The sequence below is a fragment of the Isoptericola sp. BMS4 genome (assembly GCF_011634835.1).
Classification (GTDB): Bacteria; Actinomycetota; Actinomycetes; order Actinomycetales; family Cellulomonadaceae; genus Isoptericola.
The window spans coordinates 2090103-2116952 of sequence record NZ_SIRP01000001.1 but is presented as its reverse complement, the minus strand read 5'-3'; the positions used below and the strand labels follow the sequence as shown (position 1 = coordinate 2116952).

The 26850-nt window shown below is 74.2% G+C and carries 25 protein-coding genes; 11 read left to right on the top strand and 14 right to left on the bottom strand.

Annotated elements, in window-relative coordinates; genetic code table 11:
* Positions 1–32: 32 nt before the first annotated feature.
* The 5 genes from EYB28_RS09430 to infC all read right to left on the bottom strand — a co-directional run bounded on the left by EYB28_RS09430 (position 33) and on the right by infC (position 3142).
* Positions 33–683, bottom strand: a complete 651-nt coding sequence (locus tag EYB28_RS09430) for a 2'-5' RNA ligase family protein (protein WP_166847035.1) — start codon at positions 681–683, stop codon at positions 33–35.
* A gap of 37 nt (positions 684–720) precedes the next feature.
* A complete protein-coding gene (locus EYB28_RS09425) occupies positions 721–1581 on the bottom strand; it encodes an RNA methyltransferase (RefSeq protein WP_166847033.1) in 861 nt (286 codons plus the stop codon).
* Positions 1582–1647: 66 nt separating this feature from the next.
* Complete coding sequence (rplT, locus tag EYB28_RS09420; protein WP_166847031.1) at positions 1648–2031, bottom strand: 50S ribosomal protein L20; 384 nt, start codon at positions 2029–2031, stop codon at positions 1648–1650.
* Positions 2032–2107: 76 nt separating this feature from the next.
* Complete coding sequence (gene rpmI / locus EYB28_RS09415; RefSeq protein ID WP_166847029.1) at positions 2108–2302, bottom strand: 50S ribosomal protein L35; 195 nt, start codon at positions 2300–2302, stop codon at positions 2108–2110.
* Positions 2303–2410: 108 nt separating this feature from the next.
* A complete protein-coding gene (gene infC, locus EYB28_RS09410; RefSeq protein ID WP_370459509.1) occupies positions 2411–3142 on the bottom strand; it encodes a translation initiation factor IF-3 in 732 nt (243 codons plus the stop codon).
* A 447-nt stretch (positions 3143–3589) separates the two neighbouring features.
* On the opposite strand from infC, the gene EYB28_RS09405 reads away from it, so the two are divergent.
* The 5 genes from EYB28_RS09405 to EYB28_RS09385 all read left to right on the top strand — a co-directional run bounded on the left by EYB28_RS09405 (position 3590) and on the right by EYB28_RS09385 (position 7361).
* The gene (locus EYB28_RS09405; RefSeq protein WP_166847027.1) at positions 3590–4078 is read left to right on the top strand and encodes a Fur family transcriptional regulator; all 489 of its coding nucleotides are present in this window, start codon (positions 3590–3592) and stop codon (positions 4076–4078) included.
* 13 nt (positions 4079–4091) lie between these two features.
* Positions 4092–5540: a catalase gene (locus EYB28_RS09400; protein ID WP_166847025.1), complete on the top strand. Its 1449-nt coding sequence runs from the start codon at positions 4092–4094 to the stop codon at positions 5538–5540.
* A gap of 132 nt (positions 5541–5672) precedes the next feature.
* Positions 5673–6050 (top strand): DUF1844 domain-containing protein, encoded by a 378-nt coding sequence (locus EYB28_RS09395; RefSeq protein ID WP_166847023.1) that lies wholly within the window; start codon positions 5673–5675, stop codon positions 6048–6050.
* Between the two features lies 1 nt (position 6051).
* Positions 6052–6588 (top strand): hypothetical protein, encoded by a 537-nt coding sequence (locus tag EYB28_RS09390; RefSeq protein WP_166847020.1) that lies wholly within the window; start codon positions 6052–6054, stop codon positions 6586–6588.
* The gene (locus tag EYB28_RS09385) at positions 6585–7361 is read left to right on the top strand and encodes a S1C family serine protease (protein WP_240930472.1); all 777 of its coding nucleotides are present in this window, start codon (positions 6585–6587) and stop codon (positions 7359–7361) included. The genes EYB28_RS09390 and EYB28_RS09385 overlap by 4 nt, the downstream gene beginning before the upstream one ends.
* Before the next feature lie 24 nt (positions 7362–7385).
* Here EYB28_RS09385 and EYB28_RS09380 read toward each other — a convergent pair whose 3' ends face one another.
* The 7 genes from EYB28_RS09380 to EYB28_RS09350 form a co-directional block, all read right to left on the bottom strand.
* Entirely contained in the window at positions 7386–8129 is a 744-nt protein-coding gene (locus EYB28_RS09380) for an SseB family protein (protein ID WP_166852065.1), read from the bottom strand.
* 113 nt (positions 8130–8242) lie between these two features.
* Entirely contained in the window at positions 8243–8974 is a 732-nt protein-coding gene (gene priA / locus EYB28_RS09375; RefSeq protein ID WP_166847017.1) for a bifunctional 1-(5-phosphoribosyl)-5-((5-phosphoribosylamino)methylideneamino)imidazole-4-carboxamide isomerase/phosphoribosylanthranilate isomerase PriA, read from the bottom strand.
* A gap of 96 nt (positions 8975–9070) precedes the next feature.
* Positions 9071–9859 carry an imidazole glycerol phosphate synthase subunit HisH gene (gene hisH / locus EYB28_RS09370; protein ID WP_370459460.1) on the bottom strand — a complete coding sequence of 263 codons (789 nt, stop codon included), beginning with the start codon at positions 9857–9859 and terminating at the stop codon, positions 9071–9073.
* Positions 9856–10365, bottom strand: coding sequence for a hypothetical protein (locus EYB28_RS09365; protein ID WP_166847014.1), 510 nt, complete (start codon positions 10363–10365; stop codon positions 9856–9858). Before EYB28_RS09365 ends, hisH begins: the two co-directional genes overlap by 4 nt.
* A 4-nt stretch (positions 10366–10369) precedes the next feature.
* Positions 10370–10978 (bottom strand): imidazoleglycerol-phosphate dehydratase HisB, encoded by a 609-nt coding sequence (gene hisB, locus EYB28_RS09360; protein WP_166847012.1) that lies wholly within the window; start codon positions 10976–10978, stop codon positions 10370–10372.
* Positions 10978–12159, bottom strand: a complete 1182-nt coding sequence (locus EYB28_RS09355; RefSeq protein WP_240930712.1) for a histidinol-phosphate transaminase — start codon at positions 12157–12159, stop codon at positions 10978–10980. Before EYB28_RS09355 ends, hisB begins: the two co-directional genes overlap by 1 nt.
* 165 nt (positions 12160–12324) lie before the next feature.
* Positions 12325–12837: a ubiquinol-cytochrome c reductase iron-sulfur subunit gene (locus EYB28_RS09350; RefSeq protein WP_205710880.1), complete on the bottom strand. Its 513-nt coding sequence runs from the start codon at positions 12835–12837 to the stop codon at positions 12325–12327.
* A gap of 118 nt (positions 12838–12955) precedes the next feature.
* Between EYB28_RS09350 and EYB28_RS09345 the strand changes: the two genes are divergently transcribed.
* From EYB28_RS09345 to EYB28_RS09320, 6 genes are all read left to right on the top strand, one after another.
* Complete coding sequence (locus tag EYB28_RS09345) at positions 12956–13384, top strand: hypothetical protein (protein WP_205710879.1); 429 nt, start codon at positions 12956–12958, stop codon at positions 13382–13384.
* Positions 13385–13744: 360 nt separating this feature from the next.
* Positions 13745–15973, top strand: a complete 2229-nt coding sequence (locus EYB28_RS09340; protein WP_166852054.1) for an ATP-dependent DNA helicase RecQ — start codon at positions 13745–13747, stop codon at positions 15971–15973.
* A gap of 213 nt (positions 15974–16186) precedes the next feature.
* On the top strand, positions 16187–17116 hold the full coding sequence (locus tag EYB28_RS09335) for an ABC transporter permease (protein ID WP_240930471.1): 930 nt from the start codon (positions 16187–16189) through the stop codon (positions 17114–17116).
* A 1-nt stretch (position 17117) separates the two neighbouring features.
* Complete coding sequence (locus EYB28_RS09330; protein WP_166847004.1) at positions 17118–18062, top strand: ABC transporter permease; 945 nt, start codon at positions 17118–17120, stop codon at positions 18060–18062.
* Positions 18059–20113: an ABC transporter ATP-binding protein gene (locus EYB28_RS09325; RefSeq protein ID WP_166847002.1), complete on the top strand. Its 2055-nt coding sequence runs from the start codon at positions 18059–18061 to the stop codon at positions 20111–20113. The genes EYB28_RS09330 and EYB28_RS09325 overlap by 4 nt, the downstream gene beginning before the upstream one ends.
* A gap of 70 nt (positions 20114–20183) precedes the next feature.
* The gene (locus tag EYB28_RS09320; protein WP_166847000.1) at positions 20184–21914 is read left to right on the top strand and encodes an ABC transporter family substrate-binding protein; all 1731 of its coding nucleotides are present in this window, start codon (positions 20184–20186) and stop codon (positions 21912–21914) included.
* Between the two features lie 98 nt (positions 21915–22012).
* On the opposite strand, the gene EYB28_RS09315 is transcribed toward EYB28_RS09320, so the two are convergent.
* Positions 22013–25306, bottom strand: a complete 3294-nt coding sequence (locus EYB28_RS09315; RefSeq protein ID WP_166846998.1) for a DEAD/DEAH box helicase — start codon at positions 25304–25306, stop codon at positions 22013–22015.
* Between the two features lie 151 nt (positions 25307–25457).
* A complete protein-coding gene (gene hisD / locus EYB28_RS09310) occupies positions 25458–26783 on the bottom strand; it encodes a histidinol dehydrogenase (protein ID WP_166846996.1) in 1326 nt (441 codons plus the stop codon).
* Between the last annotated feature and the right edge of the window lie 67 nt (positions 26784–26850).

The following is a 26850-nucleotide window of genomic DNA, read 5'->3' as shown; positions in this document are numbered from 1 at the left end:
GCGCCGCCCGAGGGCCGCGGCGGCGGGCGGGCTCAGCCGGGCCCGGGCCCGAGCGGGACGACCGCCACGTCCTCGTGCAGGGGGCCTCCGGAGCGGCCCTCGCCGAGCCGGGACCCCACGACGTGCACCGTGTCGACACGCCAGGCCGGTCCGCGGTACACCGCGAGGGCCCGCGCCCACGGCACCAGCGGAGACTCCGCCGACCGGCCGCGCGGCCCGCGACTGCCCCCGCGGGCCCCCGCGACCGCGCCCCGCCGGTCGGGCGCCGCGCGCAGCGTGGTGCGCGCGACGGTCAGGTGCGGCCGCCCGCCCGCACGGTCCGCCGCGGGCAGGCCGGCGCCGTCGGCGACGTCCCGCGCCGTCGCGGCGGCCCGCTGCAGCTCGGGCACGGCGCCGGTCACGCCGATCCACAGCGTGCGCCCGCCGAACGCCCCGCTGCCCGCGAGGGCGAGCTCGAACGGCGGGACGTCGCGCAGTGCGACCTCCAGCGCCTCGACGTAGCCCGGCACCGCGCCGTCGGGCACCTCGCCGTGGAAGACGAGCGTCACGTGCCGCTGCGCGGCCGGCACCCACCGCAGGCCACGGCCCGGGTCGCCCAGCGACCGCCCGCCCACGCCGCCGAGGGCGAGCTCCAGGTGCGCGACGGCGTCGTCGGACGGGTAGACGGCCGTGAACAGTCGCATGCCGCGATGGTAGGCCGGACGCACGGCCGGGCCGTGGTCAGCGCTGGGCGCGGCCGCTGGCGTAGAGGCAGACGGTGGCCGCGGTGGCGAGGTTGAGCGACTCGGCCCGGCCGCGGATGGGGACGCGCACGACGGCGTCGGCGAGCGCGCGGTCGTCCGGCGGCAGCCCCCAGGCCTCGTTGCCGAAGACCCACGCCGTGGAGCCCGCCAGGTCGGGCAGACCGCCGCCGGTCGCGACGGGCGTCCCGGCCACGTCGAGCAGGTCGTCGAGGTCGTGGTCCCCCGACCCGTCGGCCGCCAGGACGACGCAGCCCGCCCGCCGCGCGGCGTCCGCGACGTCGGACAGCGCCACGCCCGTGACGACGGGGAGGTGGAAGAGCGAGCCGGCCGTCGAGCGGACGACCTTGGGGTTGTGCACGTCGACGCTCTCGCCGGCGAGCACCACGAGGTCCGCGCCCGCGGCGTCCGCCGCGCGGACCACCGCGCCGGCGTTCCCGGGGTCGCGGACGTTCGCGAGCACCGCGACGAGCAGCGGGCCCGCAGCAGGCGCGCGCAGGGCGTCGTCCAGCGCGCACGGGTGCGCCCGCACGACGGCGAGCACCCCCTGGGCGTCGGGGCTCATGGCCTCCAGGACCTCGCGCGTGGCGACGTGCACGTACAGCCCCGCATCCTGGGCCGCCGTGCGGATCTCGGCGTACCGCTCGGCGGTCGCCGGGGTGAGGTAGACGTCCCGGACCTGCCCGGGCGCGTGCCGGACCGCCTCGCGCACGCCCTGCGGGCCCTCGACGAGGAACTGCCCGTGCCGGGAACGCGCAGGACGCCCGGACAGCGCCCGGACCTGCTTGACCCGATCGGCTCGCGGGTTCGCGAGCGTCACCTCGGGGATGCCTGAGGTCATGTCGGAATCATGCCTGGCATCGGCAGGTCGGGCGTCGTCCGGGCGTCCGGGTGCTGAGCGGGTCGCTCAGGCGGCCTTCGGAGCGTTCACGTCCGACGGCAGCGCGTCCTTGGCGACCTGGACGAGCGCGTTGAACGCCGCCACGTCGTTGACCGCGAGCTCGGCGAGCATGCGGCGGTCCACCTCGACGCCCGCGGCCTTGAGGCCCTGGACGAAGCGGTTGTAGGTCAGGCCCTGGGCGCGGGCCGCCGCGTTGATCCGCTGGATCCACAGCTTGCGGAAGTCGCCCTTCTTGGCCTTGCGGTCGCGGTACGAGTAGACGAAGGAGTGGGTGACCTGCTCCTTGGCCTTGCGGTAGAGACGCGACCGCTGGCCGCGGTAGCCGCTGGCGCGCTCGAGGGTCGTACGGCGCTTCTTGTGGGCGTTGACCGCCCGCTTCACGCGTGCCACGTGATGCTCCTTGCAGTGTCGGGGCCGGAAGTGCTGGCGGCGGTGTCGTTCTCGAACGACGGTCCGCCGCAGGGGGTCACTTGCCGAGCAGCTTCTTGATGTTCTTGACGTCGGCCTGCGAGACCGTCTGGTCCATCGCGAGTCGGCGGGTGCGGCGGCTCGACTTGTGCTCGAGGTAGTGGCGAGCGTTGGTCTGCTCGCGCATGACCTTGCCCTTGCCGGTGACCCGGAAACGCTTCTTGGCGCCGGAGTGCGTCTTGTTCTTCGGCATGACTGCCGTCTCTCCTCGTGTCGGTCACCCACCCGGGGGCGGTGACGTGTGCGGACCGGGGCCGGCGGGCCGACCCGGTGCCAGATGGTCAGTACGTGGCCGGTGCCCTCAGCGGGGGCTCGGCTTGGGCCGCGCCGGCGTCGGCCTGGGCGCCGCGGGTGCCGGCGTCTCCGACGCCGGGCGCGGCGCCTCCGCGGGCTCCGGTGCGGCGGGCGCCTCGGCCTCGGTCCCGGTCGCCTCCGGCTCGTCGGCCGCGGTCTGCGACTGGGCGCGGGCCTCGGCCTTCACCTCGGACTTGGTCTTGCGCTGGGCGTTGACCTCGGCGGAGCGCTTGCGCTGCTCGCTCTTGGCGTCGGCCTTCTTCTTCACCGGGCCCAGGACCATGGTCATGTTGCGGCCGTCCTGCTTCGGCATCGACTCGACGAAGCCGAGGTCGGAGACGTCCTCCGCCAGGCGCTGCAGCAGGCGCACGCCCATCTCGGGGCGGGACTGCTCGCGGCCGCGGAACATGATCATGACCTTGACCTTGTCGCCCGCGCTCAGGAAGCGCTCGACGTGGCCCTTCTTGGTCGCGTAGTCGTGCGGGTCGATCTTGAGGCGGAACCGGATCTCCTTGAGCACGGTGTTCGCCTGGTTGCGCCGCGCCTCGCGCGCCTTCATGTCGGACTCGTACTTGAACTTGCCGTAGTCCATGAGCTTGGCGACGGGCGGGCGAGAGTTCGGCGCGACCTCGACCAGGTCGAGGTCGGCGTCCTGGGCAAGCTTCAGGGCGACTCCCGTCGCGACCACGCCGACCTGCTCCCCGCCCGGGCCGATGAGTCGGACCTCGGGGACGCGGATCCGATCGTTGATGCGAGGCTCGCTGATGGTGATGCTCCTAGGAACTCGTCGGTAGACCGCCAGGGACGGGAAAGGCCCCCGACCTGAGCACAGGTGGAGGCCATGAACCGACGTCGGGCGCGAGAGCCCGGCGACCGGGGTCGGTGCCGGCTGCTCGCCGCCCGACCGGACCCGGCCCCTGTCGACGCTCTCGGCGTGCGGTCGGCGCTCGGGTGGGATGGAATCCACTTGATGCACCCGGGACCAGCTCGCACGCTCGACGGCGTCCGATCGCTCGACCCAGGTCGGTCAGCCACCAAGGCTAGCACGGACCAGGGGCGCCTCGGGACGCCTGTGCCGGACACCACCCCGGCACCCACGGCCGATCCCGACCCGGCCCGCCCGAGCGCGGACACGCCCCCACCCCTTACTGGAACGATTCCAGAAAAGGCTGCTACCGTTCCGGCCATGACCACGGCGAGCACGGACGACAGCACGCTGCTGCGTGAGCGCGGGCTGCGCGTCACGGGCGTGCGCCTCGGCGTCCTGCGCGCTCTCGACGGGCACCAGCACTCCACCGCGGACGACCTCGTCCGCGCCGTGCGGGCCGATCTCGGCACGGTCTCGGTGCAGGCCGTCTACGACTGCCTGCACGCCCTGACGGCCGCCGGGCTCCTGCGACGGATGGAGCCCGCCGGCCACCCCGCACGCTACGAGCGCCGGGTCGGCGACAACCACCACCACGTGGTGTGCCGCGGGTGCGGCGCCGTCGCCGACGTCGACTGCACCGTCGGCGCCGCCCCGTGCCTCACGCCCCGCGACACGCACGGGTTCACCGTCGACCTCGCCGAGGTCACCTTCTGGGGCCTGTGCCCCACCTGTGCTTCCGAGCCCACCGCCGACCCCGTCCCGGCGGCCGGGCCCTCCGGCACGACCCACCGAGTTGGAACCCCCTGAGAAAGGACGTCACATGACGACGCCGTTCACGACGACCCAGACCGGAACCCCGGTCGCCAGCGACGCGCACTCGCTCACCGTGGGCGCGGACGGGCCCACCGTCCTGCACGACCGCTACCTGGTCGAGAAGCTCGCCTCCTTCAACCGGGAGCGCGTGCCCGAGCGCAACCCGCACGCCAAGGGCGGCGGCGCCTTCGGCGAGCTCGTCGTCACCGAGGACGTCTCGCGGTACACCAGCGCGGCCGTCTTCCAGAAGGGGGCGAAGAGCGAGACGCTGCTGCGCTTCTCCTCGGTCGCCGGCGAGCAGGGCTCGCCCGACACCTGGCGCGACGTGCGCGGCTTCGCGCTGCGCTTCTACACGGAAGAGGGGAACCTCGACATCGTCGGGAACAACACCCCGGTGTTCTTCCTGCGCGACGCGATGAAGTTCCCCGACTTCATCCACTCCCAGAAGCGCCTCGGCGCCTCCGGCCTGCGCGACGCGGACATGCAGTGGGACTTCTGGACCCTGTCCCCCGAGTCGGCGCACCAGGTCACCTACCTCATGGGCGACCGCGGCCTGTCGAAGTCCTGGCGCCACCTCAACGGCTACGGCTCGCACACCTACCAGTGGGTCAACGCCGCCGGCGAGCGCTTCTGGGTGCAGTACCACTTCATCAGCCACCAGGGCGTCGAGCACATGTCGAACGAGGACGCCGAGCGCATCGCGGGCGAGGACGCGGACTTCTACCGCCGCGACCTGTACGAGGCCATCGAGCGCGGCGACCACCCGTCGTGGGACGTCATGGTGCAGGTCATGCCGTACGAGGACGCGAAGACCTACCGCTTCAACCCGTTCGACATGACCAAGGTCTGGCCGCACGCCGACTACCCGCTCATCAAGGTCGGCACGTTCACGCTGAACCGCAACCCGCGCAACTACTTCGCGGAGATCGAGCAGGCGGCGTTCTCGCCGGGCAACCAGGTCCCCGGCACCGGCATCTCGCCGGACAAGATGCTCATGGCCCGCGTGTTCGCGTACAACGACGCGCACCGCCACCGCATCGGCGCGAACTTCAACCAGCTGCCGGTGAACCAGCCGCACGCGGCCGAGACGGCGAACTACATGCACGAGGGCCCGATGCAGTACCACTTCAACGGCCCCGAGGCCCGCGTCTACACCCCGAACTCGTTCGGCGGCCCGGCGGCGGACCCGGCCCGCGCGGCGGAGGCCGGCTGGGAGTCGGACGGCGAGCTGCTGCGCGCCGCGCAGACCCTGCACGCGGAGGACGACGACTTCGGCCAGGCCGGCACCCTGTACCGCGAGGTCTTCGACGAGGCCACCAAGGCGCGCTTCCTCGAGACCCTGACCGGCCAGGGCAAGTCGATCACGATCGACGAGATCCGCGAGCGGTTCTTCCAGTACTGGACGAACGTCGACGCCGAGCTGGGCGCCAAGCTCCGCTCCGAGGTCGCGTCCTGACCTCGGCCTAGGGCGACGGTCGACGCGCTGTCGACACGTCGTCGACGCCTCCGGGGGCCGGGTCCGCGCGGAGCCGGCCCCCGGTGCCGTCCCTGTCGTCCGAGCCGCACGCACGATGCGAGGATGTCCCCCATGAGCAGCAGCACGCCCGAGTCGGCGTCCCCCGGAACCGACCCCGCCGTCGACGGCGCGACCCGTGACATCGCCGACGTCGCCGCCGTCGAGGTCATCACCACGGCGGCCGTCCACCTCATGAGCGCCGCGGCCGTCAAGTGCGGTCTCGCGGAGGAGGCCGACGCCGCCGAGCACCTCGACCTCGACGAGGCGCGCAAGCTCATCACCGCGCTCGCCGCGCTGGTCACCACCAGCGCGCCCGACATCGGCAACCAGCACGCCCGGTCGCTGCGCGACGGCCTGCGGTCCCTCCAGCTCGCGTTCCGCGAGGCCTCCGTCGTCCCGGACGCGCCGGGCGAGGGCCCTGGCGAGAAGTTCACGGGCTCCGTCGTCTGAGATGGCCGCGCCGCACGCCCGCAGCCGTGCCGCGGTGCCCGTGCTGGGCGTGCTCCTGGTGGCCGCCCTCGCGCTCGGCGGGTACCTGTGGCTCACCACCGTGCGCTGGCAGGCCGACAGCGCCACGTGGGAGGCTCAGGCGCGCCGGTACGCGGACCGTGTGGCCGAGCAGCGTGCCGAGACCTCGGCGGTCGAGGCCGAGTTGGTGGCGGCGCGCGAACAGCTCGCGACCGCCACGGACCGCATCACCGACCTGGCGAACGAGAAGGCGCAGCTCGGCGACCGGAACGTGGTCTCCCAGCTGGAGGTCGACCAGCAGACCCGGGTGAGCGAGGCCGCCGCGGTCGTCGCCGACGCGCTCGACCAGTGCATCGGGGCGCAGTCCCGGCTCATCGACGCGCTCGCACGGGACGACGCCGCCACGTCGGACGGCCCGGCGGCCACGGACCGGTTCGCGAGCGACGTCGACGACCTCTGCCGGCAGGCGGTGGACGCGCACGACGAGCTGCGCCGCGAGCTGCGGGGCACGGCGCCGTGAGCGCGGCGCGCGCACGGCGCCGCCCCCCGGGCCCGGGAGCCCCCGCCCGCCGCGCCCTGCTCGCCGGCCTGCTGGCCACGACCCTGGGCGGCTGCGGCGTGCTGCCGGCGCTTCCGGACCCGGTGCCGAGCGACGTCGTGCCGTCCTACCGTGCGTCCTTCGCGCCGCCCGCCCACAGCCCGGACGACGAGCTCTCCCCCGACGGCTTCGACGCCGTGCAGCGCATGGCCGTGCGGATCCGCAACGTGGGCTGCGACGGCCTGTCCACGGGGTCCGGCTTCGCGATCGACGAGCACACCCTCATCACGAACCGGCACGTCGTCGCCGACTCCGAGGACCTGCAGGTGAGCACGTACGACGGGCGCGACCTCACGGTCTCGGCGGCCGCCACCGCCCGGCTGGCGGACCTGGCCGTGGTACGCACCCGCGACCCCCTGCCGAGCCACCCGCGCGTGACGCCGGACGACCCGCAGCCCGGCGACGCCGTCACGGTCGTGGGGTACCCCGAGGGCGGCGAGCTGACGGCGACCGCCGGGGCCATCATCGGGCCGACGACCGACCCGCTGCACGAGAACCTCGGCGAGGTCCTGCGCACCGACGCGCCCGTGGAGCCCGGGTCCTCGGGCTCGGCCGCCCTGGACGCGCACGGCGACGTCATCGGCGTCGTCTACGCCAAGACGGGCGACGGGGACTCGCTGCTCGTGCCGAGCTCGACGCTGCGCGACCTGCTCTCCGACTCCGACGCGTTCAGCGACCTGCCGCCCTGCTCCTGAGGCCGGTGCGGGCGGGCGTCCGGCTCAGCGGGCGGCACCCACGCGGAGCTCGAGCGAGTCGACCCGCTCGGAGATGACGCTCGACGCTCCGAGCCGCGCGTTGACCTGGCCGAGCACGCGGTCGAGCCCGGCCCGGTCGAGCCCCGGGTCCAGTGCCAGGACGACGGCGACCTCGGCGCGCCGGCCCGGCTCGGCGTGGGCCCGCACCACGTGCTGCACGGGGGCGGCGGCGTCGGCGACGGCGGCGGCCACCTCGGGGTCCACCGTCGGCGCGCCGTCGTCCCCCGGACCGGTCAGCGCCGGGCGCCACCGCCTGCCCTGCGCGAGCGCCCACACGGCGGGCCTGGGCACCTGCACGGTCACGGGCCCGGAGGGGTCGACGACCAGGAGGGACCAGTCCTCGCTCACGGCCGACAGGGCTGCCCGCGGCGCCTCGACGGGTACCGGCCGGGCGTCCGGCCGCCACGCGGCCATCGCGTCGACCGACGTGAAGACCGGCAGCGCGCGCCGCCCGTCGGGCGCCTCGACCGCGACGACACCGGCGGAGGCCTCCTTGTCGACCTCCAGCTCCTGCCCGTCGTGGGTGACGGCGGCCGTGGCCTCGACCTCGGCCAGCACCGGCACGAGCACACGCGTCCGGGCCAGGTGCTCCACGACGTCGGCGAGCGCGGCCCGCCCGGCGGCGTAGCCCTCGAGGAGCTCCGCGAGCCGGGCGTCCACCGAGCCGTCGTCGCCGGCGAACTGCGAGGTCGGCTGGATCGAGCGCAGGTGGCCGGGGAGCTGGCGCCCGGCCGACTCCTGCCCGGTGTCGTCCTGCCCGGTGTCGTCCTGCCCGGTGTCGTCCTGCCCGGTGTCGTCCTGCCCGGTGCTCTCCGGCGTGCTCACGGACGCCCCGCGACGTCGAGCGCCTGCGGCAGGGTGAACGCGCCCGAGTAGAGGGCCTTGCCCACCACGGCGCCCTCCACCCCGTCGGGCACGAGCGCGCGCAGCGCCTCGAGGTCCGCGAGCGAGGAGATGCCGCCGGAGGCGACGACGTGCGCGTCGGTGCGCGACGCGACGTCGCGCAGCAGGTCGACGTTGGGGCCCCGCAGGGTGCCGTCCTTGGTGACGTCCGTGACGACGTACCGGGCGCACCCGGCCTCGTCGAGCCGGGCGAGGACCTCCCACAGGTCGCCGCCCTCCTTCGTCCAGCCGCGGGCCGCGAGGGTGGTGCCGCGCACGTCGAGGCCCACGGCGACGGCGTCGCCGTGGTCGGCGATGACCCTCGCCGTCCACTCGGGGTCCTCCAGGGCGGCGGTGCCGATGTTCACGCGGCGGGCGCCGGTCGCCAGCGCCCGCTCCAGGGAGGCGTCGTCGCGGATGCCGCCGGACAGCTCGACCTGCACGTCGAGCTCGGCGACGACGCGGGCGAGGAGGTCGGCGTTGGAGCCGCGGCCGAACGCGGCGTCGAGGTCCACGAGGTGGATCCACTCGGCGCCGCCGGACTGCCAGTCGAGGGCGGCGGCCAGCGGGTCGCCGTAGGACGTCTCCGAGCCCGCCTCCCCCTGGACGAGGCGGACGGCCTGGCCGTCGGCGACGTCGACGGCGGGCAGCAGGACGAGGCGGTCGGTCATCGGTGTGTCTCCAGCATCGCGGGTGGGCCCGGCGCGGTGCCGCGCGGGTCGTGGTGGTCGGGAAGCGTCACGGCGCTGCGTCATGGCGGGACTGCGTCACAGCGAGCGGACCCAGTTCTCCAGCAGGGTCGCGCCGGCGTCGCCGGACTTCTCCGGGTGGAACTGCGTCGCGGACAGCGGGCCGTCCTCGACGGCGGCCACGAAGCGCGCCGCGGCCCGGCCGTCGCCGTGCCGCGCCCAGGTGACGCGCGGCGGGGTGTAGCGCGGGTCGGCGGCCTCGTCGTGCCCCTGGGGGAACTCGTGGGCGGCGTAGGAGTGCACGAAGTAGAACCGCTCCTCCTCGACGCCGCGGAACAGCACGCTGTCGGCGGCCGCCTCCACGGGCGACCAGCCCATGTGCGGGACGACGGGGGCGTCGAGGCGGTCGACGACGCCGCGCCACTCCCCCAGGCCCTCGGAGCGCTCGCCGTGCTCGACCCCGGCGGTGAACATCACCTGCATGCCGACGCAGATCCCGAGCACGGGTCGGTTGCCGGCGAGGCGCCGGTCCACGACCTGGTCGCCGCGGGCGGCGCGCAGGCCGGCCATGCACGCGCCGAACGCGCCGACGCCGGGCACGACCAGGCCGGTCGCCTCGCCGGCGCGCCGCACGTCCGCCGTCAGCTCGACCTCGGCGCCGACGCGCTCCAGCGCCCGGACGGCCGAGCGCACGTTGCCGAAGCCGTAGTCGAAGACGACGACGTGGGGCCGTCCGGTGGTGCCCGCGGCGGCGGGGCGCGGGTTGAGCTCGGCCGCCGCGCCGCCGTCGGGCAGGAGCGGCGCCACCTCGTCCGTCGTGCCGGTCACGCCCTGGCCCGTCGCCCGGCCCGTCTTCTGGCCCGTCACTTCTTGTTCTTCCGGGCCCGGCGCGCCGCCCCGGTCAGCATCCGCACGGCCTTGAACCGGCTGATGTCCTTCGACGCGACGACGTCGGTCAGGTCGGCCACCCGCAGGTGGCCCGTGAGCAGGTCCTCGAGCACCTCGGGGGCGCCGCCGAGCACCAGCCCGGGCGGCAGCTCGCCGTCGGCCGCGCCGTCGGCGTAGCGCACGCAGGTGAGCTGCTCGCCCCACCGCGTGACGAGCACGAGCGGCACCCCGGCGACGAGCTTCGAGATCGCGGCCGCCGCGTGGTCCGGCGCGTCGTCGCCGGTGTCCTGCAGCACGCCGAGCGCGCCGACGTCGGTCGCCACGGCGAGGACGTCGAGCTCGGCGACGGCGCAGGCGGCCGCCAGCGGCTCGGCACCGGCGATCTGGGTGATGAGGACGGCCAGCTCCGGGTCCTTGCGGGTGCCGTCGAGGCCGGACAGGTCGTCCGGGACCTCGAAGCCGTCGGGCAGGGGGTCGGTGGTCATGCGGTTACAGCGCACCCTTCGTGGACGGGACGCCCTCGACGCGCGGGTCGGGGGCGACGGCGGCGCGCAGCGCGCGCGCGAGCGCCTTGAACTGGGCTTCGACGACGTGGTGCGGGTCGCGGCCGGCGAGGACCCGCACGTGCAGGCAGATGCCCGCGTGGTGAGCGATCGACTCGAGCACGTGCCGGGTCAGGGACCCGGTGAAGTGCCCGCCGATGAGGTGGTGCTCCTGGCCGGCGGGCTCGCCGGAGTGCACCAGGTACGGCCGCCCGGAGACGTCGACGACGGCGAGCGCCAGGGCCTCGTCGAGCGGCACGGTCGCGTCGCCGAACCGGGAGATCCCGCGCTTGTCGCCGAGGGCCTGGCGCAGCGCCTCGCCGATGACGATCGCGACGTCCTCGACGGTGTGGTGGGCGTCGATGTGGGTGTCGCCCGTGGCGCGCACGGTGAGGTCGATGAGCGAGTGCTTGCCGAGCGCGGTGAGCATGTGGTCGTAGAACGGCACGGTCGTGGAGATCTCCGTGCGCCCGGTGCCGTCGAGGTCCAGCTCGACGACGACGCTCGACTCGCTGGTGGTCCGCTCGATCCGGGCCGTCCGGGTCCCTGGCTGCATCAGCCCTCCTGCTCGTTCGTGACGTGGGCGGTGTCTCCGGCGACGTCCTCGGCGAGCACCTCGGTCAGTGCCGTGCGGAACGCGGCGTTCTCGGCCGGCGTCCCGACGGAGACGCGCAGCCATCCCGCGGGGCCGGTCTCGCGGATGAGCACCCCGCGCTCGAGCAGGCCCTGCCAGACGGCGTGCCGGTCCGCGAAGGTGCCGAAGAGCGCGAAGTTCGCGTCGGTGTCGGCGACCCGCAGCTCCCGGCCGCCGTGCCGCCGCCCGCGCAGCCAGGCCACGAGCTCGTCGCGCTGCGCGCGCAGCTCGGCCACCTGCGCCAGCAGCGCGTCGCGGTGCGCGAGCGCGCCGCGGGCCGCCGCCTGGGTGACGGCGGACAGGTGGTACGGCAGGCGCACCACCCGCAGCGCGTCGACGAGGCGGGGGTCGGCGGCGAGGTAGCCGAGGCGCAGGCCCGCGGCGGCGAACGCCTTGGACATCGTGCGGGTCACGGCGAGGTTCGGGTGGTCGGCGAGGAGCTCGAGCGCGGACGGCGTGCCCGGGCGGCGGAACTCGGCGTACGCCTCGTCCACGACGACGACGGCGCCCGCGCGGCGCCCGCCCGCCTCGGGGGCGTCGGGCACCTGGACGCGGGCGGCGGCGTCGAGGACCGCCTCGACGGCGGCGGCCGGCAGGGCCGTGCCGGTGGGGTTGTTCGGGCTGGCCAGCAGCACCACCGACGGCTGCTCGGCCTCGATGGTCGCGACGGCGCGGCCGACGTCGAGCGTGAAGTCGTCCGCCCGCCGTGCGGTGACCCAGCGGGTGTGCGTGTCGCGGGCGTACTCGGGATACATGGAGTACGTGGGGGCGAAGGAGACCGCGGTCCGGCCCGGGCCGCCGAAGGCCTGCAGCAGGTGCAGCATCACCTCGTTGGACCCGTTCGCGGCCCAGACGCCCTCGGGGGCGACGCGGACGCCCGACTCCGCGGCGAGGTAGTCGGCCAGGTCGGCGCGCAGCGCGGGGAAGTCGCGGTCGGGGTAGCGGTTCAGCCCGCCCGCCGCGGCGGCGACCTCGCGGGCGATCGTCGCCACGACGTCGGCGGGCGGCGCGTACGGGTTCTCGTTGACGTTGAGCAGCACCGGCACGTCGAGCTGCGGGGCGCCGTACGGCGCCTCGTCAGCGAGCTCGGGGCGCAGCGGCAGCCCGACGTCGTCGGCACGCCGCGCGGCGACCCGGGCGGCGCGGGCGGTGGGCGGGGTGGTCACGGCGCCCAGTCTACGGAACACCGGACGCGGTCCCGCGGGCCCGTCCGGGGCGCGGACGGCGCCCCGCCACCACCCGTCCGTCTCGTCGGCGGGGTTCCCGCGTCACGCCAGCACGACGTCCTGCCCCGAGACGGTGACGTCGACCACGGCGAGCGGCTCCGGCGCCGGCCCGCCCAGCACCGCGGCGTCCGCCAGCGCGTAGCGCGACTGGTGGCACGGGCAGACCAGCTCCCCCTCGCCCGGCGCGACGGTGCAGCCCGCGTGGGTGCACACGGCGCTGAAGGCGTGGACCTCGTCCTCGGCGGTCCGGGTCACGAGGACGTCCTGGCCGCCCACGGTCGCGGCGACGGCGCCGCCCACCGGGACGTCCGCGAGCGCGACCACGACCGTGCCGGAACCCTCCGCCTCGGCCGAGGCAGCGGCGTCTCCCGGTTCCTGGCGACCCTCGGTGCACGCGGCGAGGAGCCCGGCACCGGCGACGGCACCCGCCGCCGCGCCGGCCCCGCGCAGGACCTGCCGGCGGCTCGGGGCGGCGCAGGCACCCGCGTGCGAGCACACGGGTGCCGGCGCGGGGACGAGGCCGTGCTCGGTGGGCGGCGTGGGGTCGGGCGTCATCGGCACCTCCGGGGCTGTCACGGGACCGCGGGCGACCGCGCCGCAGCCGGGAGGCACGTCGCACGTACAGCGACGACGCACCGTCGTGCCGGTGGCGGTCCGGCCGCACGGTGGCACGATGTCCATCATGGTCGGGCACACCTCCCCCGCGCCACCCGCACCGGGCACCGGGCCCGGCCGGCGGGCGGGCGCCCGCGCGTGGCGCGCGGTCGCCGCGCTGGGCGTGCTGGCCTCCGGGGTGGTCCACGTGCTGCTGTGGCTGCAGGGGTATGCGGACATCGCGGTCGTCGGCCCGCTGTTCCTGCTCAACGGCGTCGCCGCGGCGGTGCTGACCGTCCTGCTGCTCGGGTGGCGACACTGGCTGCCGCTCGTCGGCGGCATCGCCTTCGGCGGCGCGACCCTGCTCGCGTTCGTGCTCTCGACGACGGTCGGCTTCTACGGGGTGTCGGAGACGTTCGCCGGCACCGAGGAGCTCGTCGCGGCGGGCGCCGAGGTCGTCGCCGTGGTGGCCTCGACGCTCGCGCTCGTCCGCGAGCACGGCCGCTGACCGCCCGCCCGGTCCACCGCGGTACGCCTCCGAGCGCGCCCGCGCCGCACCCCTGCCCGCGAGCACCACGACTCCCGGCGCGCTGTGGACGACGCCGGACGGCCGTGGGCGGCGAGCCCTACGATCGCTGGTGTGACACACCCCGACGACCCGTACGCCGACCTCGTGTTCGCCCCGACGGACGACGACGCCCCGCCGCCGGACGACGTCGCCCCCGAGCCCGACCGGCCCGAGCCCGACGGGGGGACGGCACCGGCCTCCCTCGCACCGCCACGAGGCCCGGCCGCGGCACCGGCCGGCTCCCCCGCGCCGAGCGGACCGACAGGGCACGACGACGCGTCCCGGCGCGCCAAGCTCGCCATGCTGCGCGGCCTCATGGACACGGCCGGCGGCGAGGGCGGGACCCTGCGCGAGCAGGCCACCGACGCGCTGCGGGCGCTGGTCGGCCGGGACGACGCCGAGCTGCGGGACGACCAGTGGACCGCCATCGAGGCGCTGGTGGCGTTCCACCGCCGCGCCCTGGTCGTGCAGCGCACCGGGTGGGGCAAGTCGGCCGTCTACTTCGTGGCGACCAGCCTGCTGCGGGCCCGCGGCGCCGGCCCCACCGTCATCGTCTCGCCGCTGCTGGCCCTGATGCGCGACCAGATCGCCGCGGCGTCGCGCGCCGGGATCCACGCGGTGACGATCAACTCGTCGAACGTCACGGAGTGGGAGTCGGTGCACGCCCAGATCGCGGCGGGCGAGGTCGACGTCCTCCTGTGCTCCCCCGAGCGGCTCAACAACCCCGCCTTCCGGGACGAGGTGCTGCCGCGGCTCGCCGCCGACGCCGGGCTGGTCGTGGTCGACGAGGCCCACTGCATCTCCGACTGGGGCCACGACTTCCGGCCCGACTACCGGCGCATCCGCACCCTGCTCGCGGACCTCCCGCCGGGGATCCCCGTGCTCGCGACGACGGCGACCGCGAACGAGCGGGTCACGCGGGACGTGGCCGAGCAGCTGGCCGTGCGCGCGGCCGTGCCGGCCCCGGGGTCCGACGTCGGTCCGGACGCCGCGCTGGCCTCGGGCGACGACGTCCTCGTGCTCCGTGGAGGCCTGGACCGCGAGTCGCTGCACCTGGCGGTGCTGGAGCTGGGCGACCAGCCGACGCGCGTGGCCTGGCTCGTCGAGGCCCTGCAGGAGATCGACGGCTCGGGCATCGTCTACTGCCTCACGGTCTCGGCCGCGGAGGAGGTCGCCTCCCAGCTGCGGGGGGCCGGCCTCGCCGTCGACGCCTACACCGGACGCACGGACCCCACCCAGCGAGCGCAGCTCGAGGACGACCTCAAGGAGAACCGCGTCAAGGCCCTGGTGGCGACGTCGGCGCTCGGCATGGGCTTCGACAAGCCCGACCTGGCGTTCGTCGTGCACCTGGGCGCCCCCTCCTCGCCCATCTCCTACTACCAGCAGGTGGGCCGCGCGGGCCGTGGCGTCGACGACGCCGTCGTCGTGCTCCTGCCCGGCCACGAGGACAAGGCCATCTGGGACTGGTTCGGGTCCCAGGCCTTCCCCGCCGAGGCGCAGGTGCGGGCCACCCTCGCCGCGCTCACCGACGCCGGCGAGGCGCTGTCCACGGCCGCGCTCGAGACGCACGTGGACCTCAAGCGGTCCCGGCTCGAGACCATGCTCAAGGTGCTCGACGTCGACGGCGCCGTCCGGCGCGTGCAGGGCGGCTGGGTCGCCACCGGGCGCGAGTGGGCGTACGACGCCGCGCGGTACGAGCGCGTCGCGGAGACGCGGGCCGCCGAGCAGCAGGCGATGCTCGACTACGTCGCGACGACGGGCTGCCGCATGGCGTTCCTGCGCCGCCAGCTCGACGACCCCCGGCTCCCCGACGGCTGGGCCTGCGGCCGCTGCGACCGGTGCGACGGGGTCACGCTGCCCCCGCCGCCGGACCCCGAGACCGTCACCTCCACCCGCACGGAGATGGACCGCCCGGGGGTCGAGGTCGAGCCGCGCAAGATGTGGCCGTCCGGGCTGGCCACGCTGGGCCTCGCCGAGCGCGGCAAGATCCCCGCGTCCGAGCGGGCCGAGCCCGGCCGGGCGGTCGCGCGCCTCGACGGCCTCGGCTGGTCCGGGCCGGTGCGCGAGCTCTTCGCCCCGTCGACGCCGGACGGCGAGACCCCCGTCGCCCTGCGCGGTGCCGCCGCGCGCGTGCTCGACGACTGGGACGACGTCCACGAAGGCGACGAGCGGCGTCTCCTCGTGGAGGGCGTGGTCGCGGTGCGGTCCACGACACGCCCCCGGCTGACGTTCCATCTCGCGAACGGGCTCGCCTCCTACCTCGGCGTGCCGCTCGTCGGGGCGGTCGGCCCGGCGGCCGGCCAGGAGGCGCCCGGGCGCCACGACGTCAACTCGGCGATGCGCCTCGCGGGAGTGGCGCGGCGCCTCGAGCTCCAGCTCGGTGACGCCGCCCTGCGCGGGCTGCCGGGACGCACCCTGCTGCTCGTGGACGACTACACGGACACCGGATGGACCCTCACCGTCGCCGCACGGCTGCTGCGGGCCGCGGGCGCCGCCGCGGTGCACCCGTTCGTCCTCGGGGTGCGCTGACCAGCGAGGACGCTCCCGCGACGCGTCGTTGAACCGTTTCTTGCCCTGGGCACGGATCGGTAACAATTTTCGCCCGCGGTGTGCGCTGTGTCTCAGGTGCGGCAGATCACGTTGTAGCGTCCTGCGCACCGCCGATGTCCAGCAGAGAGTCCACCGACCTTGATCCGATACGTGCTTCGCCGCGCCGCAGGCTGGTTCCTGATGGTCGTGGCGGTGACGAACCTGACGTACTTCCTCGCCTGGGCCTACCTGGACCCCCGCGCCAACTACGTGGGCCGGCGTCCGCCGCTCAGCGAGGAGCAGATCGTCAACCTGCTCGAGCCCCGTGACCTCTACGACGGCACCCCGCTGCTCGTGCGGTGGTGGCACTGGTTCAGCGGCATCCTCTTCCACTGGGACTGGGGAGTGGGCCCCACCGGGCAGTCCGTCAACGAGCAGGTCGCGTACCGCATGTGGGTCTCGGCCGAGCTCATGCTGGGCGCCACGATCCTGCTCACCGTGCTCGGCATCGCGCTCGGCGTCTACAGCGCGTCGCGGCAGTACCGGCTCGGCGACCGCATCGCCCAGGGCACGTCGATCATCACCATGAACATCCCGATCGTCGTGGCGGCGCTCGGGCTGGTCCTGCTCGCGATCGCGTTCAACGAGACCGTGGGCACCACGGTCTTCTACGTCACCGGGTCGTCGAGCATCGGCGTGAGCGGGTTCTTCCCCGTGCTCGTGGACACGCTGCAGCACATCGCGCTGCCGACGCTCGCGCTGGTCCTCATCGGGTACGCGCAGTACCACTTCCTGCAGCGCTCGCTGCTGCTCGACAACATCAAGTCCGACTACGTGCGCATGGCCCGCGCGAAGGGCCTCACCAAGCAGCAGGCCATCCGCAAGCACGCGCTGCGCACGTCCCTCATCCCCGTCACCACGCAGGTCGCGTTCTCGATCCCCGCCGTCTTCACCGGCGCGGTGCTCACCGAGTCGATCTTCGCGTGGAAGGGCATGGGGCAGTACTTCATCGAGACGATCACGAAGAACGACATCCACGGCGTCGTCGCCGTCGCGGCCTTCGGTGCCGTGATCACCGCGTTCGGCGCCATCCTCGCGGACATCGCCGTCGTCGTTCTCGACCCCCGAGTGCGGGTGAGCTGACATGACATCGCGACCCATCCCCCTGAACGACCCGGACGCGGGCGACGACACGACGACGCCCGGGTCGGGGCACGACGCGCCGGAGCGCAAGCGCCTCACGAAGTGGCAGCTGTACAGCCGCCGGTTCGCCCGCAACCGCCCCGCCGTGGCGGGCGTCGTGATTTTCGCGCTCCTCGTGGCCTTCGCGCTGTTCGGCTCGTTCTTCGCCAAGTACGACCACGTCGAGCTGGACTTCCTGGCGCTCTCCGACCCGCCGAGCCCCGAGCACTGGTTCGGGACCAACAACTCCGGCAACGACCTGTACGCGATGGTCGTGGTCGGGCTGCAGCGCTCCCTGCTCATCGCCGTCGTGGTGGCCGTCGGGACGACGGTCCTCTCGGCCCTCGTCGGGACCGCGGCCGCCTACTTCGGCGGCCGCGTGGAGCGGGTCTCGCTGTTCGTCATCCACTTCCTCATGGTGGCACCGACGTTCCTGCTCCTGGCCATGATGTCGAACGACTCCGGCGGCGACTGGAAGGTCATCGCCCTGGTGCTCATCCTCGTGAGCTGGTTCTTCCAGGCCCGCACCATCTGGACGATGTCGCTGTCGCTGCGCGAGCGCGAGTTCGTGCACGCCGCCCGGTACATGGGCGTGCCCGGCCTGCGGATCGTGCTGCGCCACATGATCCCGAACATCGGGTCGCTGCTCGTCATCAACTTCACGCTCGGCGTCGTCGGGGCCGTCATGGCCGAGACCGGCCTGTCGTTCCTCGGGTTCGGCGTCAAGCTCCCCGACGTCTCCCTCGGCTCCCTCATCGGCATCGGCGCGTCGAGCATCTCGAGCGCGCCGTGGCTCTTCGCCTTCCCCGCGGCGGCGCTCACGCTGCTGACCGTCTCGATGGCGCTCATCGCCGACGGCCTCCGCGACGCCCTCGATCCCACCTCCGCGGCAGGAGGTCGCGCATGACCACCCCCGTCCTCTCCGTCCGCGACCTCACGGTCAGCTTCCCGTCCGAGGCGGGGCGCGTCGACGCCGTGCGCGGCGTCTCCTTCGACGTCGCCGCGGGGCGCACCCTCGGCATCGTCGGCGAGTCGGGCTCCGGAAAGTCGGTCACGTCCCTCGCCGTCATGGGCCTGCTCGACGAGAACGCCAGCATCGGCGGCTCCGTGACCTTCGACGGCCAGGAGCTGCTCGGCAAGAGCGACGCGCAGATGTCGAAGATCCGCGGCAACGGGATCGCGATGATCTTCCAGGACCCGCTGACCTCGCTCACGCCGGTCTTCACCGTCGGCGACCAGATCGTCGAGGCCCTGACCGTCCACAACCCGAAGCTGTCCAAGCGTGCGGCCTGGGACCGTGCCGTGGAGCTGCTGCGGCTCGTGGGCATCCCCCGGCCGCAGGAACGGGTGCGCTCGTTCCCGCACGAGTTCTCCGGCGGCATGCGCCAGCGGGTGGTCATCGCGATCGCGATGGCGAACGACCCCAAGCTCATCATCGCCGACGAGCCGACCACGGCGCTGGACGTCACGATCCAGGCGCAGATCCTCGACCTGATCAAGACCGCCCAGCGCGAGACCGGCGCCGCGGTCATGATGATCACCCACGACATGGGCGTCGTCGCGAACGTCGCCGACGACGTGCTGGTCATGTACGCGGGCCGGGCGATCGAGCAGGCGCCGGTGGACGAGCTGTTCGCCGACACGCGCATGCCGTACTCCATCGGGCTGCTCGGCGCCATCCCGCGCGTCGACAAGACGGAGAAGACCCCGCTGGTGCCGATCACGGGCGCCCCTCCCCTGCTGGTCGACCTGCCGGATGCGTGCCCGTTCGCGGACCGCTGCCCGATCGTCACCCCGGAGTGCCGGGCCGCCGAGCCGGCGCTGGTGACCGTGGGCGGCAAGGCCGACCACCGGGCGGCGTGCATCCGCGCCGAGGAGATCCGGGCCGGGCGCATCGACGGCGGGCCCGTCTACCCGGTGCCCGAGGTGCCCGCCTCGCGGTTCGACGAGGTCCCGCGCGACCTGCGCGAGCCCACGCTCGAGGTCGAGAACCTCACCAAGTCGTTCCCGCTGACCAAGGGGGCGTTCCTCAAGCGCAAGGTCGGCGAGGTGCACGCCGTCAAGGGCGTCAGCTTCGACGTCCGCGAGGGCGAGACGATGGCGATCGTCGGCGAGTCCGGCTCGGGCAAGACCACGACGCTGCTGCAGATCATGGACTTCGCCCCGCAGGACGACGGCGACGTGCGGATCGTCGGCACCAGCGTGGCCGACCTCAAGCACGCCCGTGAGGAGCGCGCGCTGCGCCGCGACGTCCAGATCGTGTTCCAGGACCCGATGGGGTCGCTCGACCCGCGGATGACCGTCTTCGACGTCGTCGCCGAGCCGCTGCGCACGGTCGGCACGGCCGCGAAGGACATCGGCCCGCGCGTCGACGAGCTGCTGGACCTGGTCGGGCTGGACCCCGCGCACAGCGACCGGTTCCCGGCCGCCTTCTCCGGCGGCCAGCGCCAGCGCATCGGCATCGCTCGCGCGCTCGCGACGAACCCGAAGCTCGTGGTCCTGGACGAGCCGGTCTCCGCGCTCGACGTCTCGGTCCAGGCCGGGGTCATCAACCTGCTCGACGAGCTCAAGGGCCGGCTCGGGCTGTCGTACCTCTTCGTCGCGCACGACCTGTCGGTCGTCCGGCACATCGCCGACCGCGTGGCGGTGATGTACCTCGGCAGCTTCGTCGAGCACGGCGACGTCGACGAGGTGTTCGACGACCCGCAGCACCCGTACACCCGGGCGCTGCTGTCGGCGATCCCCGTCCCGGACCCGGTCCGGGAGCGGACCCGCGAGCACATCGTGCTCACCGGGGACCTCCCGAGCCCGACGGACACGATCACCGGCTGCGCGTTCGTCTCCCGGTGCCCGCTCTACCAGACGCTCGACCCCGCGGAGCAGACCCGGTGCGAGACCGAGGTCCCGGCACTCACCGGCCGCGACGGCGTCCACGTGAACGCGTGCCACTACCGCTGACCCGCCGGCCACCAGACATTCCCGACCGTCAATCCGACGAACAGCGCCACCAGGCGCGAGAGGAGCACCCATGAGGTTGCAGCACCGATCACTGAGGGGCGTCGCCGTCGCCGGCGCGCTCGCCGTGGCCCTGGCCGGATGCGGGGGTGGCGGCGACAACGACGGCGACGGCGGAGAGCCGACCGCCGAGGCCCAGACCATCGAGGGCGCGGACTACAACCCGCAGCCGCGCGAGAACCTCGAGCAGGGCGGGGAGGTGACCTTCCCGATCACCGAGATCACCCCGCAGATGAACGTCAACCACGGCGACGGCTCGGTGGACACGGCCACCATCTGGGAGTGGTACAACCCCCAGACCATCCTCATGACCCCGGAGGGCGAGGCGCAGGCCAACCCCGACTACCTCACCGACTGGACCACCGAGGTCGTGGACGACAAGACCGTCGTCACCTTCACGATCAACCCGGACGCGGTCTGGAACGACGGCACCCCGATCACGTGGGAGTCGTACAAGCAGACGTGGATCGCCAACCGGTCCACCGACGAGGGCTACGTGCCGAACACCACGGACGGCTACTCCCTGATCGAGTCGGTCGAGCAGGGCGAGGACGAGCGCCAGGCGGTCGTCACGTTCAAGCAGGTCTACCCCTGGACCGACGGCCTCTTCTGGCACATCCTCAACCCGAACGTCGACTCGCCCAAGGTCTTCAACGAGGGCTACATCGAGCAGGCGCACCCCGAGTGGGGGGCCGGGCCGTACAAGATCGACGAGTTCGACGTCAACGGCGGCACCATCTCGTTCGTGCCGAACGAGAACTGGTGGGGCGACGAGCCCATGCTCGACCGGGTGACGTTCCGCGTCCTCGAGCCGACCGCCGCGGTCAACGCGTTCCAGAACGGCGAGACGAACTACGTCGACAACCTGTCCGCCGACAACCTCGAGCAGCTCGCCGACGTGGAGGGGGCGGTCACGTACCGCGCCCAGCGCACGGCGTCGAACCTGCTCGAGCTCAACGCCGAGCGGCCGCAGTTCAAGGAGCTCGATGTCCGGGAGGCGGTCTTCAAGGCCATCAACCGCGACCAGATCAAGGAGGTCGTCTGGAACGGCCTCAACTACACTGAGCCGGACGCCGGGTCGTTCAACCTGTTCCCGTTCCAGGAGGGCTACGTCGACGCGTTCGCCGAGGCCGGCGGCGGGTTCGACGTCGAGGGCGCCAACGCCCTGCTCGACGAGGCCGGCTGGACCCTGAACGGCGACGTCCGCGAGAAGGACGGCGTCGAGCTCGGGGGCCGCATGCCGATCTTCGGCGACGACCCCATCACCGAGGCCCGCGCCAAGGTGGTGCAGCAGCAGCTCGCCGAGATCGGCTTCAAGCTGGAGATCGACAAGCGGCCGGCGAGCGACTTCTCGACCGTCCTGTCGACCAAGGACTGGGACCTCGTCATCCTCGGGTTCTCCTCCAGCGACCCGTACGGCGTGGCCTACATGTGCCAGATCTACTGCTCGGACAGCGGCCTGAACCTGTCCGCGACGGGCACCAAGGCGATCGACAAGAAGATCGCCGACCAGGTGACCTCCCTGCCGACGGCGGAGGAGCAGATCGAGGCCGGCATGAAGCTCGAGTCGGAGATCATGGCCGAGACGTGGGGCATCATGCCGCTGTACAACGGCCCGTGGATCTCCATGGCCACCGAGGGCCTCGCCAACCTCACGCCCGAGACCTACACCGGTCTCGACCTCTTCGGCCTGCAGCCGGTGGAGAACGTGGGCTGGGAGAAGGACTCCGCCGCCGCGGAGTGATCCGGGTGAACCTCAGCCGCTGAGCTCCGGCTCGGCAGCAAACCCCTCGGGGCCGGTGGTCGAACCACCGGCCCCGAGGTCGTTCCCGGGCACGGCGGTCAGGACTCGAGCAGCCCCCGCACGTCGTCGGCGGCCAGACGCCCCGCGAAGGTGCCGGCGTCGTCCTCCATCACGGCGTCGAACAGCGCCGCCTTGCGGGCGGCGAGCGCCATCACCTTCTCCTCGATGGTGTCCTGCGCGACCAGGCGCGTCACGACGACGGAGCGTGTCTGGCCGATGCGGTGCGTGCGGTCCACGGCCTGCGCCTCGGCAGCAGGGTTCCACCACGGGTCGAGCAGGTACACGTGGTCGGCCTCGGTGAGGTTCAGCCCGACGCCGCCGGCCTTGAGGCTGACGAGGAACATCGGCACGTCACCGTCCTTCCAACCGCGGATGACGTCGGCGCGGCGCTTCGTCGCCCCGTCGAGGTAGGCCGTGGCGATCCCCGCCGCCGCGCACCGCTCCTCGACGCGGCGCAGGAACGACGTGAACTGGGAGAACACGAGCGCGCGATGGCCCTCGGCGCTGAGCTCGGCGAGCTGGTCCAGCACGGTGTCGAGCTTGGCGGAGGCGATGCCCGCGTACGCGTCGTCGACGAGGGAGGCGTCGAGCGCCAGGCGGCGCAGGGTCGTCAGGGACCGGAAGATCGCCACCCGGTTCGCCTCGAAGTCCTCCAGCAGGCCGAGCAGCCGCTGCCGCTCACGCTGCAGGTGGGTGTCGTAGACCTTCCGGTGGTCCGGGCTCAGGGGCACGCGCAGCACCTGCTCGGAGCGCGGCGGCAGCTCCGGGGCCACCTGCTCCTTGGTCCGGCGCAGCATGAGGGTGCGGATCCGGCGCTTGAGCCCGCCGAGGGCGCGGTTGCCGGCGGCCACGACCGCCGGGTCGTCGTCCGCCGCCGCGGCCGCGACCGGGCGCACGACCTGCTCGCGGAACCGCGCCTGCGACGGGTACAGGCCCGGGGCGACGACGGCGAGGATCGCCCACAGCTCGACCAGGTCGTTCTCCAGCGGGGTTCCGGTGATCGCCAGCTTGAAGGGCGCCGCCAGGACGCGGGCCGACTGGTTGGCGCGCGTGCGGGGGTTCTTGGCGAACTGGGCCTCGTCGAGGATCAGCCCGCTCCACGCGAGGGCCTGGAAGGCGGCGAGCTCGAGCCGGTACACGGCGTAGGAGGTCACGACCACGTCGGCGCCGGCAGCGAGGTCGGCCAGGGGCGTGCCCAGCGTCTTCGTGGTGGCCGGCACCGCGACCACCCGCAGGCCCGGGGCGAAGCGCGCGGCCTCGTCGGCCCAGTTGCCCACCACGGACGCCGGCGCGACGACGACGAAGGGCGGGTCCTCCGGCGCGGTGTCCCGGGCGTGGGTGAGGAAGGCGAGGGTCTCGACCGTCTTGCCGAGCCCCATGTCGTCGGCCAGGATCCCCCCGAGGCCGTGGCGCCACAGGAACGTGAGCCACTCGAATGCCTGCCGCTGGTAGCCGCGCAGCTCGGCCCGGAGGCCCGGTGGCGGGGCGAGCGGCGCCGGCACCCGGTCGCCGGCGGCCAGGGCCCGCAGCTCCGCCACCGAGCGGCGCCAGGACTCCGCCACCGCGACGACGTCGGCGACGTCCTCGATCTCTCCCCACAGGTGCGCGTCGTAGCGACTCACCCGCGCCGTGCCGGGCACGTCGCTCAGGGCGGACGCCTCCTCGACGAGCTCACGCAGCCGGCCGAGCACGGGCTGGTCGAGCCGCAGCCACGAGCCGTCCACGAGCAGCAGCCGCTCCTGGTCGCGGGCCAGCGCCGTGAGCAGCCGGGCGAACGGGATCTCCTTGCCGGCGACGGACACGGAGATGCCGAGGTCGAGCCAGTCGGTGTCGCCGGACGGCGCGCCGTCCACGACGACGCGCGGCGCGGCGTCGAGGTGCAGGTAGTCCGGGACGTCGCGGGCATCGACCTCGACGTCGGCCTCGCCCGCGAGGGCGGGCAGGACGCCGTGGGCCAGGTCGAGGGCGTCGAGGCCCGTGAACCGCTCGCGCTCGGCGAGGTCGATGCGCTCGAACCCGGGGACGCTGCGCACGGCGGCCTGCGCCTTGGCGCGGATCTCGCTCTCGACGTCGGGCGACCGGGCGGGGTCGGTGCGGTCGTCGTCGAGCGGCGCCGTCGTGGCGGTACCGTCCGGGCGCGGGTACCGCCACGACCAGGTCAGCTCGGCGCGCTCGGGCGCCGCGAAGTCGGCGCGGGCCACGAGCACCGGGCGCGGGACGGGCGGCAGCTCGACGCTGCCGTCGGAGACCACCCGCGTCACGCGCCGCAGCACGGGCAGATGGTCGGCGAAGAGCTCGCCCGTCTCCGCGGCCGGGACGTCGAGGCGACCCAGGGCGACGAGCCCGCCCGCGGCGGGGTCGAGGCGACGCGGCGTGGGGCCGAGCCGGAGCGTGGTGCGGCCCTTGGCCGCCTCGACGGCGAACAGGCCCGTGTCGCCCACCGTCCCCAGGCGCGCCTGGTCGCCGGCGTCGGCGCCGTCGAACGAGGTGACCGGGCGCAGGTGCACCCCGTCGCCGTCCGACGAGGCCACCACGCACCACGTGGCCTCGTCGGCCAGGTGCACCTCGTCGCGAGCCCCGTGGCCGACGAGCGGGACGCCCAGGTCGGCGGCCTCGGCGAGCAGCGGCCACAGGCCGCGTCCGCCGGCGGCCAGGGGGCGCCACGCCGTCCGGCCGCGGCCGAAACCCCCGGTCTCGGTCAGGGCGGAGCCGAGGTCGGCGAACCACCGGCGGACCTGCGGCGAGGGCGTCGCACGCACGTCCGCGAACGCGTAGAGCCCGGTGGCCAGCGCCTCCCAGCTCGCCTCCGGCGCGACCTTCCACCCGCCGTGGCGGGCCGGGACGACCGGCCGGACCGTGAGCCGGGCCTCGCTGTCGCCGAACGCCTCGTCCAGGCGGAACCGCAGCGCGACCGGCAGCACCGCCCCCGCGGCCGGGCCGGACGCACCGAGCGCCCCGCGGGTCGCGGCCGCGAGCCGGCCGCGCCAGCCGCCGTCGTCCTCCCCCGCGCGGTCGCCGGGGCCGGGGGCGCCCTGCGGCGCGACGTGCAGGAGCACCGCCGCGACGTGCTTGCACCACGTGCGCACCGGGCAGGAGCACGCGCACGTGTCCACGCGGTAACGGTCGGCGTCGTCGAGCGTGAACCAGACCCGGCAGGAGTACGGCTGGGCACCGCTGCCCTGCACCCGGGCGGACAGGAGCATCGCGTCAGCGTCCCAGCGCCACGCCCCCACCATGCCGCCGCGCTCGTAGCCCTGGGCCCGGCGGAACGTCGTGGTCCCCACGAGCTCGCCCACGACGAGGGGGTCGACGCGGGGCGGCGGGGCGGGCATGGGCCCATGCTCGCACGGCCCGCCGACGCGTTCCGCCCCGCGACGACGTCGGGTCGATCACGACCGCTTGGCACGCTATTTCGTGGAGTGGACGCTCTCCGGCCGGACGACCACGGTCAGCACGACGAGCCGCGCCCGGGCCGGGCCGGCGTCAGGCGAAGCGGGCTCGCACGGCCTCGCCGTGCGCCGGGAGGTCCTCGTCGTCCGCGACGGCCACGATCCGGTCCGCGACCTCGGCGAGCGCGTCGCGCGTGTACTCGACGACCTGCACGGACTTCAGGAACGCGTGCACCCCGAGCCCGCTGCTGAAGTGCGCGGACCCTCCGGTGGGCAGCACGTGGTTGGACCCGGCCATGTAGTCCCCCAGCGGCACCGGGGCCCAGGGGCCCACGAAGATCGCGCCCGCGGAGCGCACGCGGTCGGCCAGCGCGGGCGCATCCTGCGTCTGGATCTCCAGGTGCTCGGCGCCGTACGCGTCGACGACGGCGAGCCCGTGCTCGACGTCGTCGACGAGCACGACCGCGGACTGCGACCCGCCGAGGGCCTGCAGCACGCGCTCGGAGTGCTTCGTGGCTCCCGCCAGGTCGCCGAGGCGCGCCTCGACGGCGCCGGCCAGCTCGACCGACGGTGTCACCAGCACGGAGGCCGCCATCGGGTCGTGCTCGGCCTGGCTGATGAGGTCGAGCGCCACGTGCCCCGCGTCGGCCGTGCCGTCGGCGAGCACCGCGATCTCCGTGGTCCCGGCCTCCGCGTCGATCCCGACGAGCCCCTGCACCAGGCGCTTGGCCGCGGTGACGTACAGGTTGCCCGGCCCCGTCACGACGTCGACCGGCTCGCAGAGCACGTCGCCGTCCTGCGGCGCCGACCCGGCCGCGCCGTAGGCGAACATCCCCACGGCCTGTGCCCCGCCGACGGCGTACACCTCGTCCACGCCGAGCAGCGCGCAGGCCGCGAGGATCGTCGGGTGGGGCAGACCGCCGAAGTCCTTCTGCGGCGGCGACGCGACGGCGAGGCCCGGCACGCCGGCCTCCTGCGCGACGACGACGTTCATGACCACGGACGAGGGGTACACGGCCCGCCCGCCCGGCACGTAGAGACCGACGCGCTGGACGGGGATCCACCGCTGGCGGACCACCGCGCCCGGCGCGAGCGTCGTCGCGTGCTCGGTGGGTACCTGGTCGGCGTGCACGGCGCGCACGCGGCGGATCGCCTCGCTCAGGCCCTCGCGCACCGCCGGGTCCAGCTCGTCGAGCGCGCGGCGGATCTCCTCGCGCGGCACTCGCAGATGCTCGGGGCGCACCCCGTCGAAGCGCTCGGCAAGGTCGCGGAGCGCGGCGGCGCCGCGGGCCTTGACGTCGGCGAGGATCGGGGCGGCGGCCGAGACGGCCTCGTCCACCCCGACCTCGGGGCGCGGAAGCACCCCGAGCAGCTCGGTGCGGGACAGCTCGCGCCCGCGGAGGTCGATGCGCTGGATCACCCGGCCAGTCTACGAGGTCGCGCGGGGGCGGCCGGGACGGTTCCACGACGACCGAGCGGTGGAACGG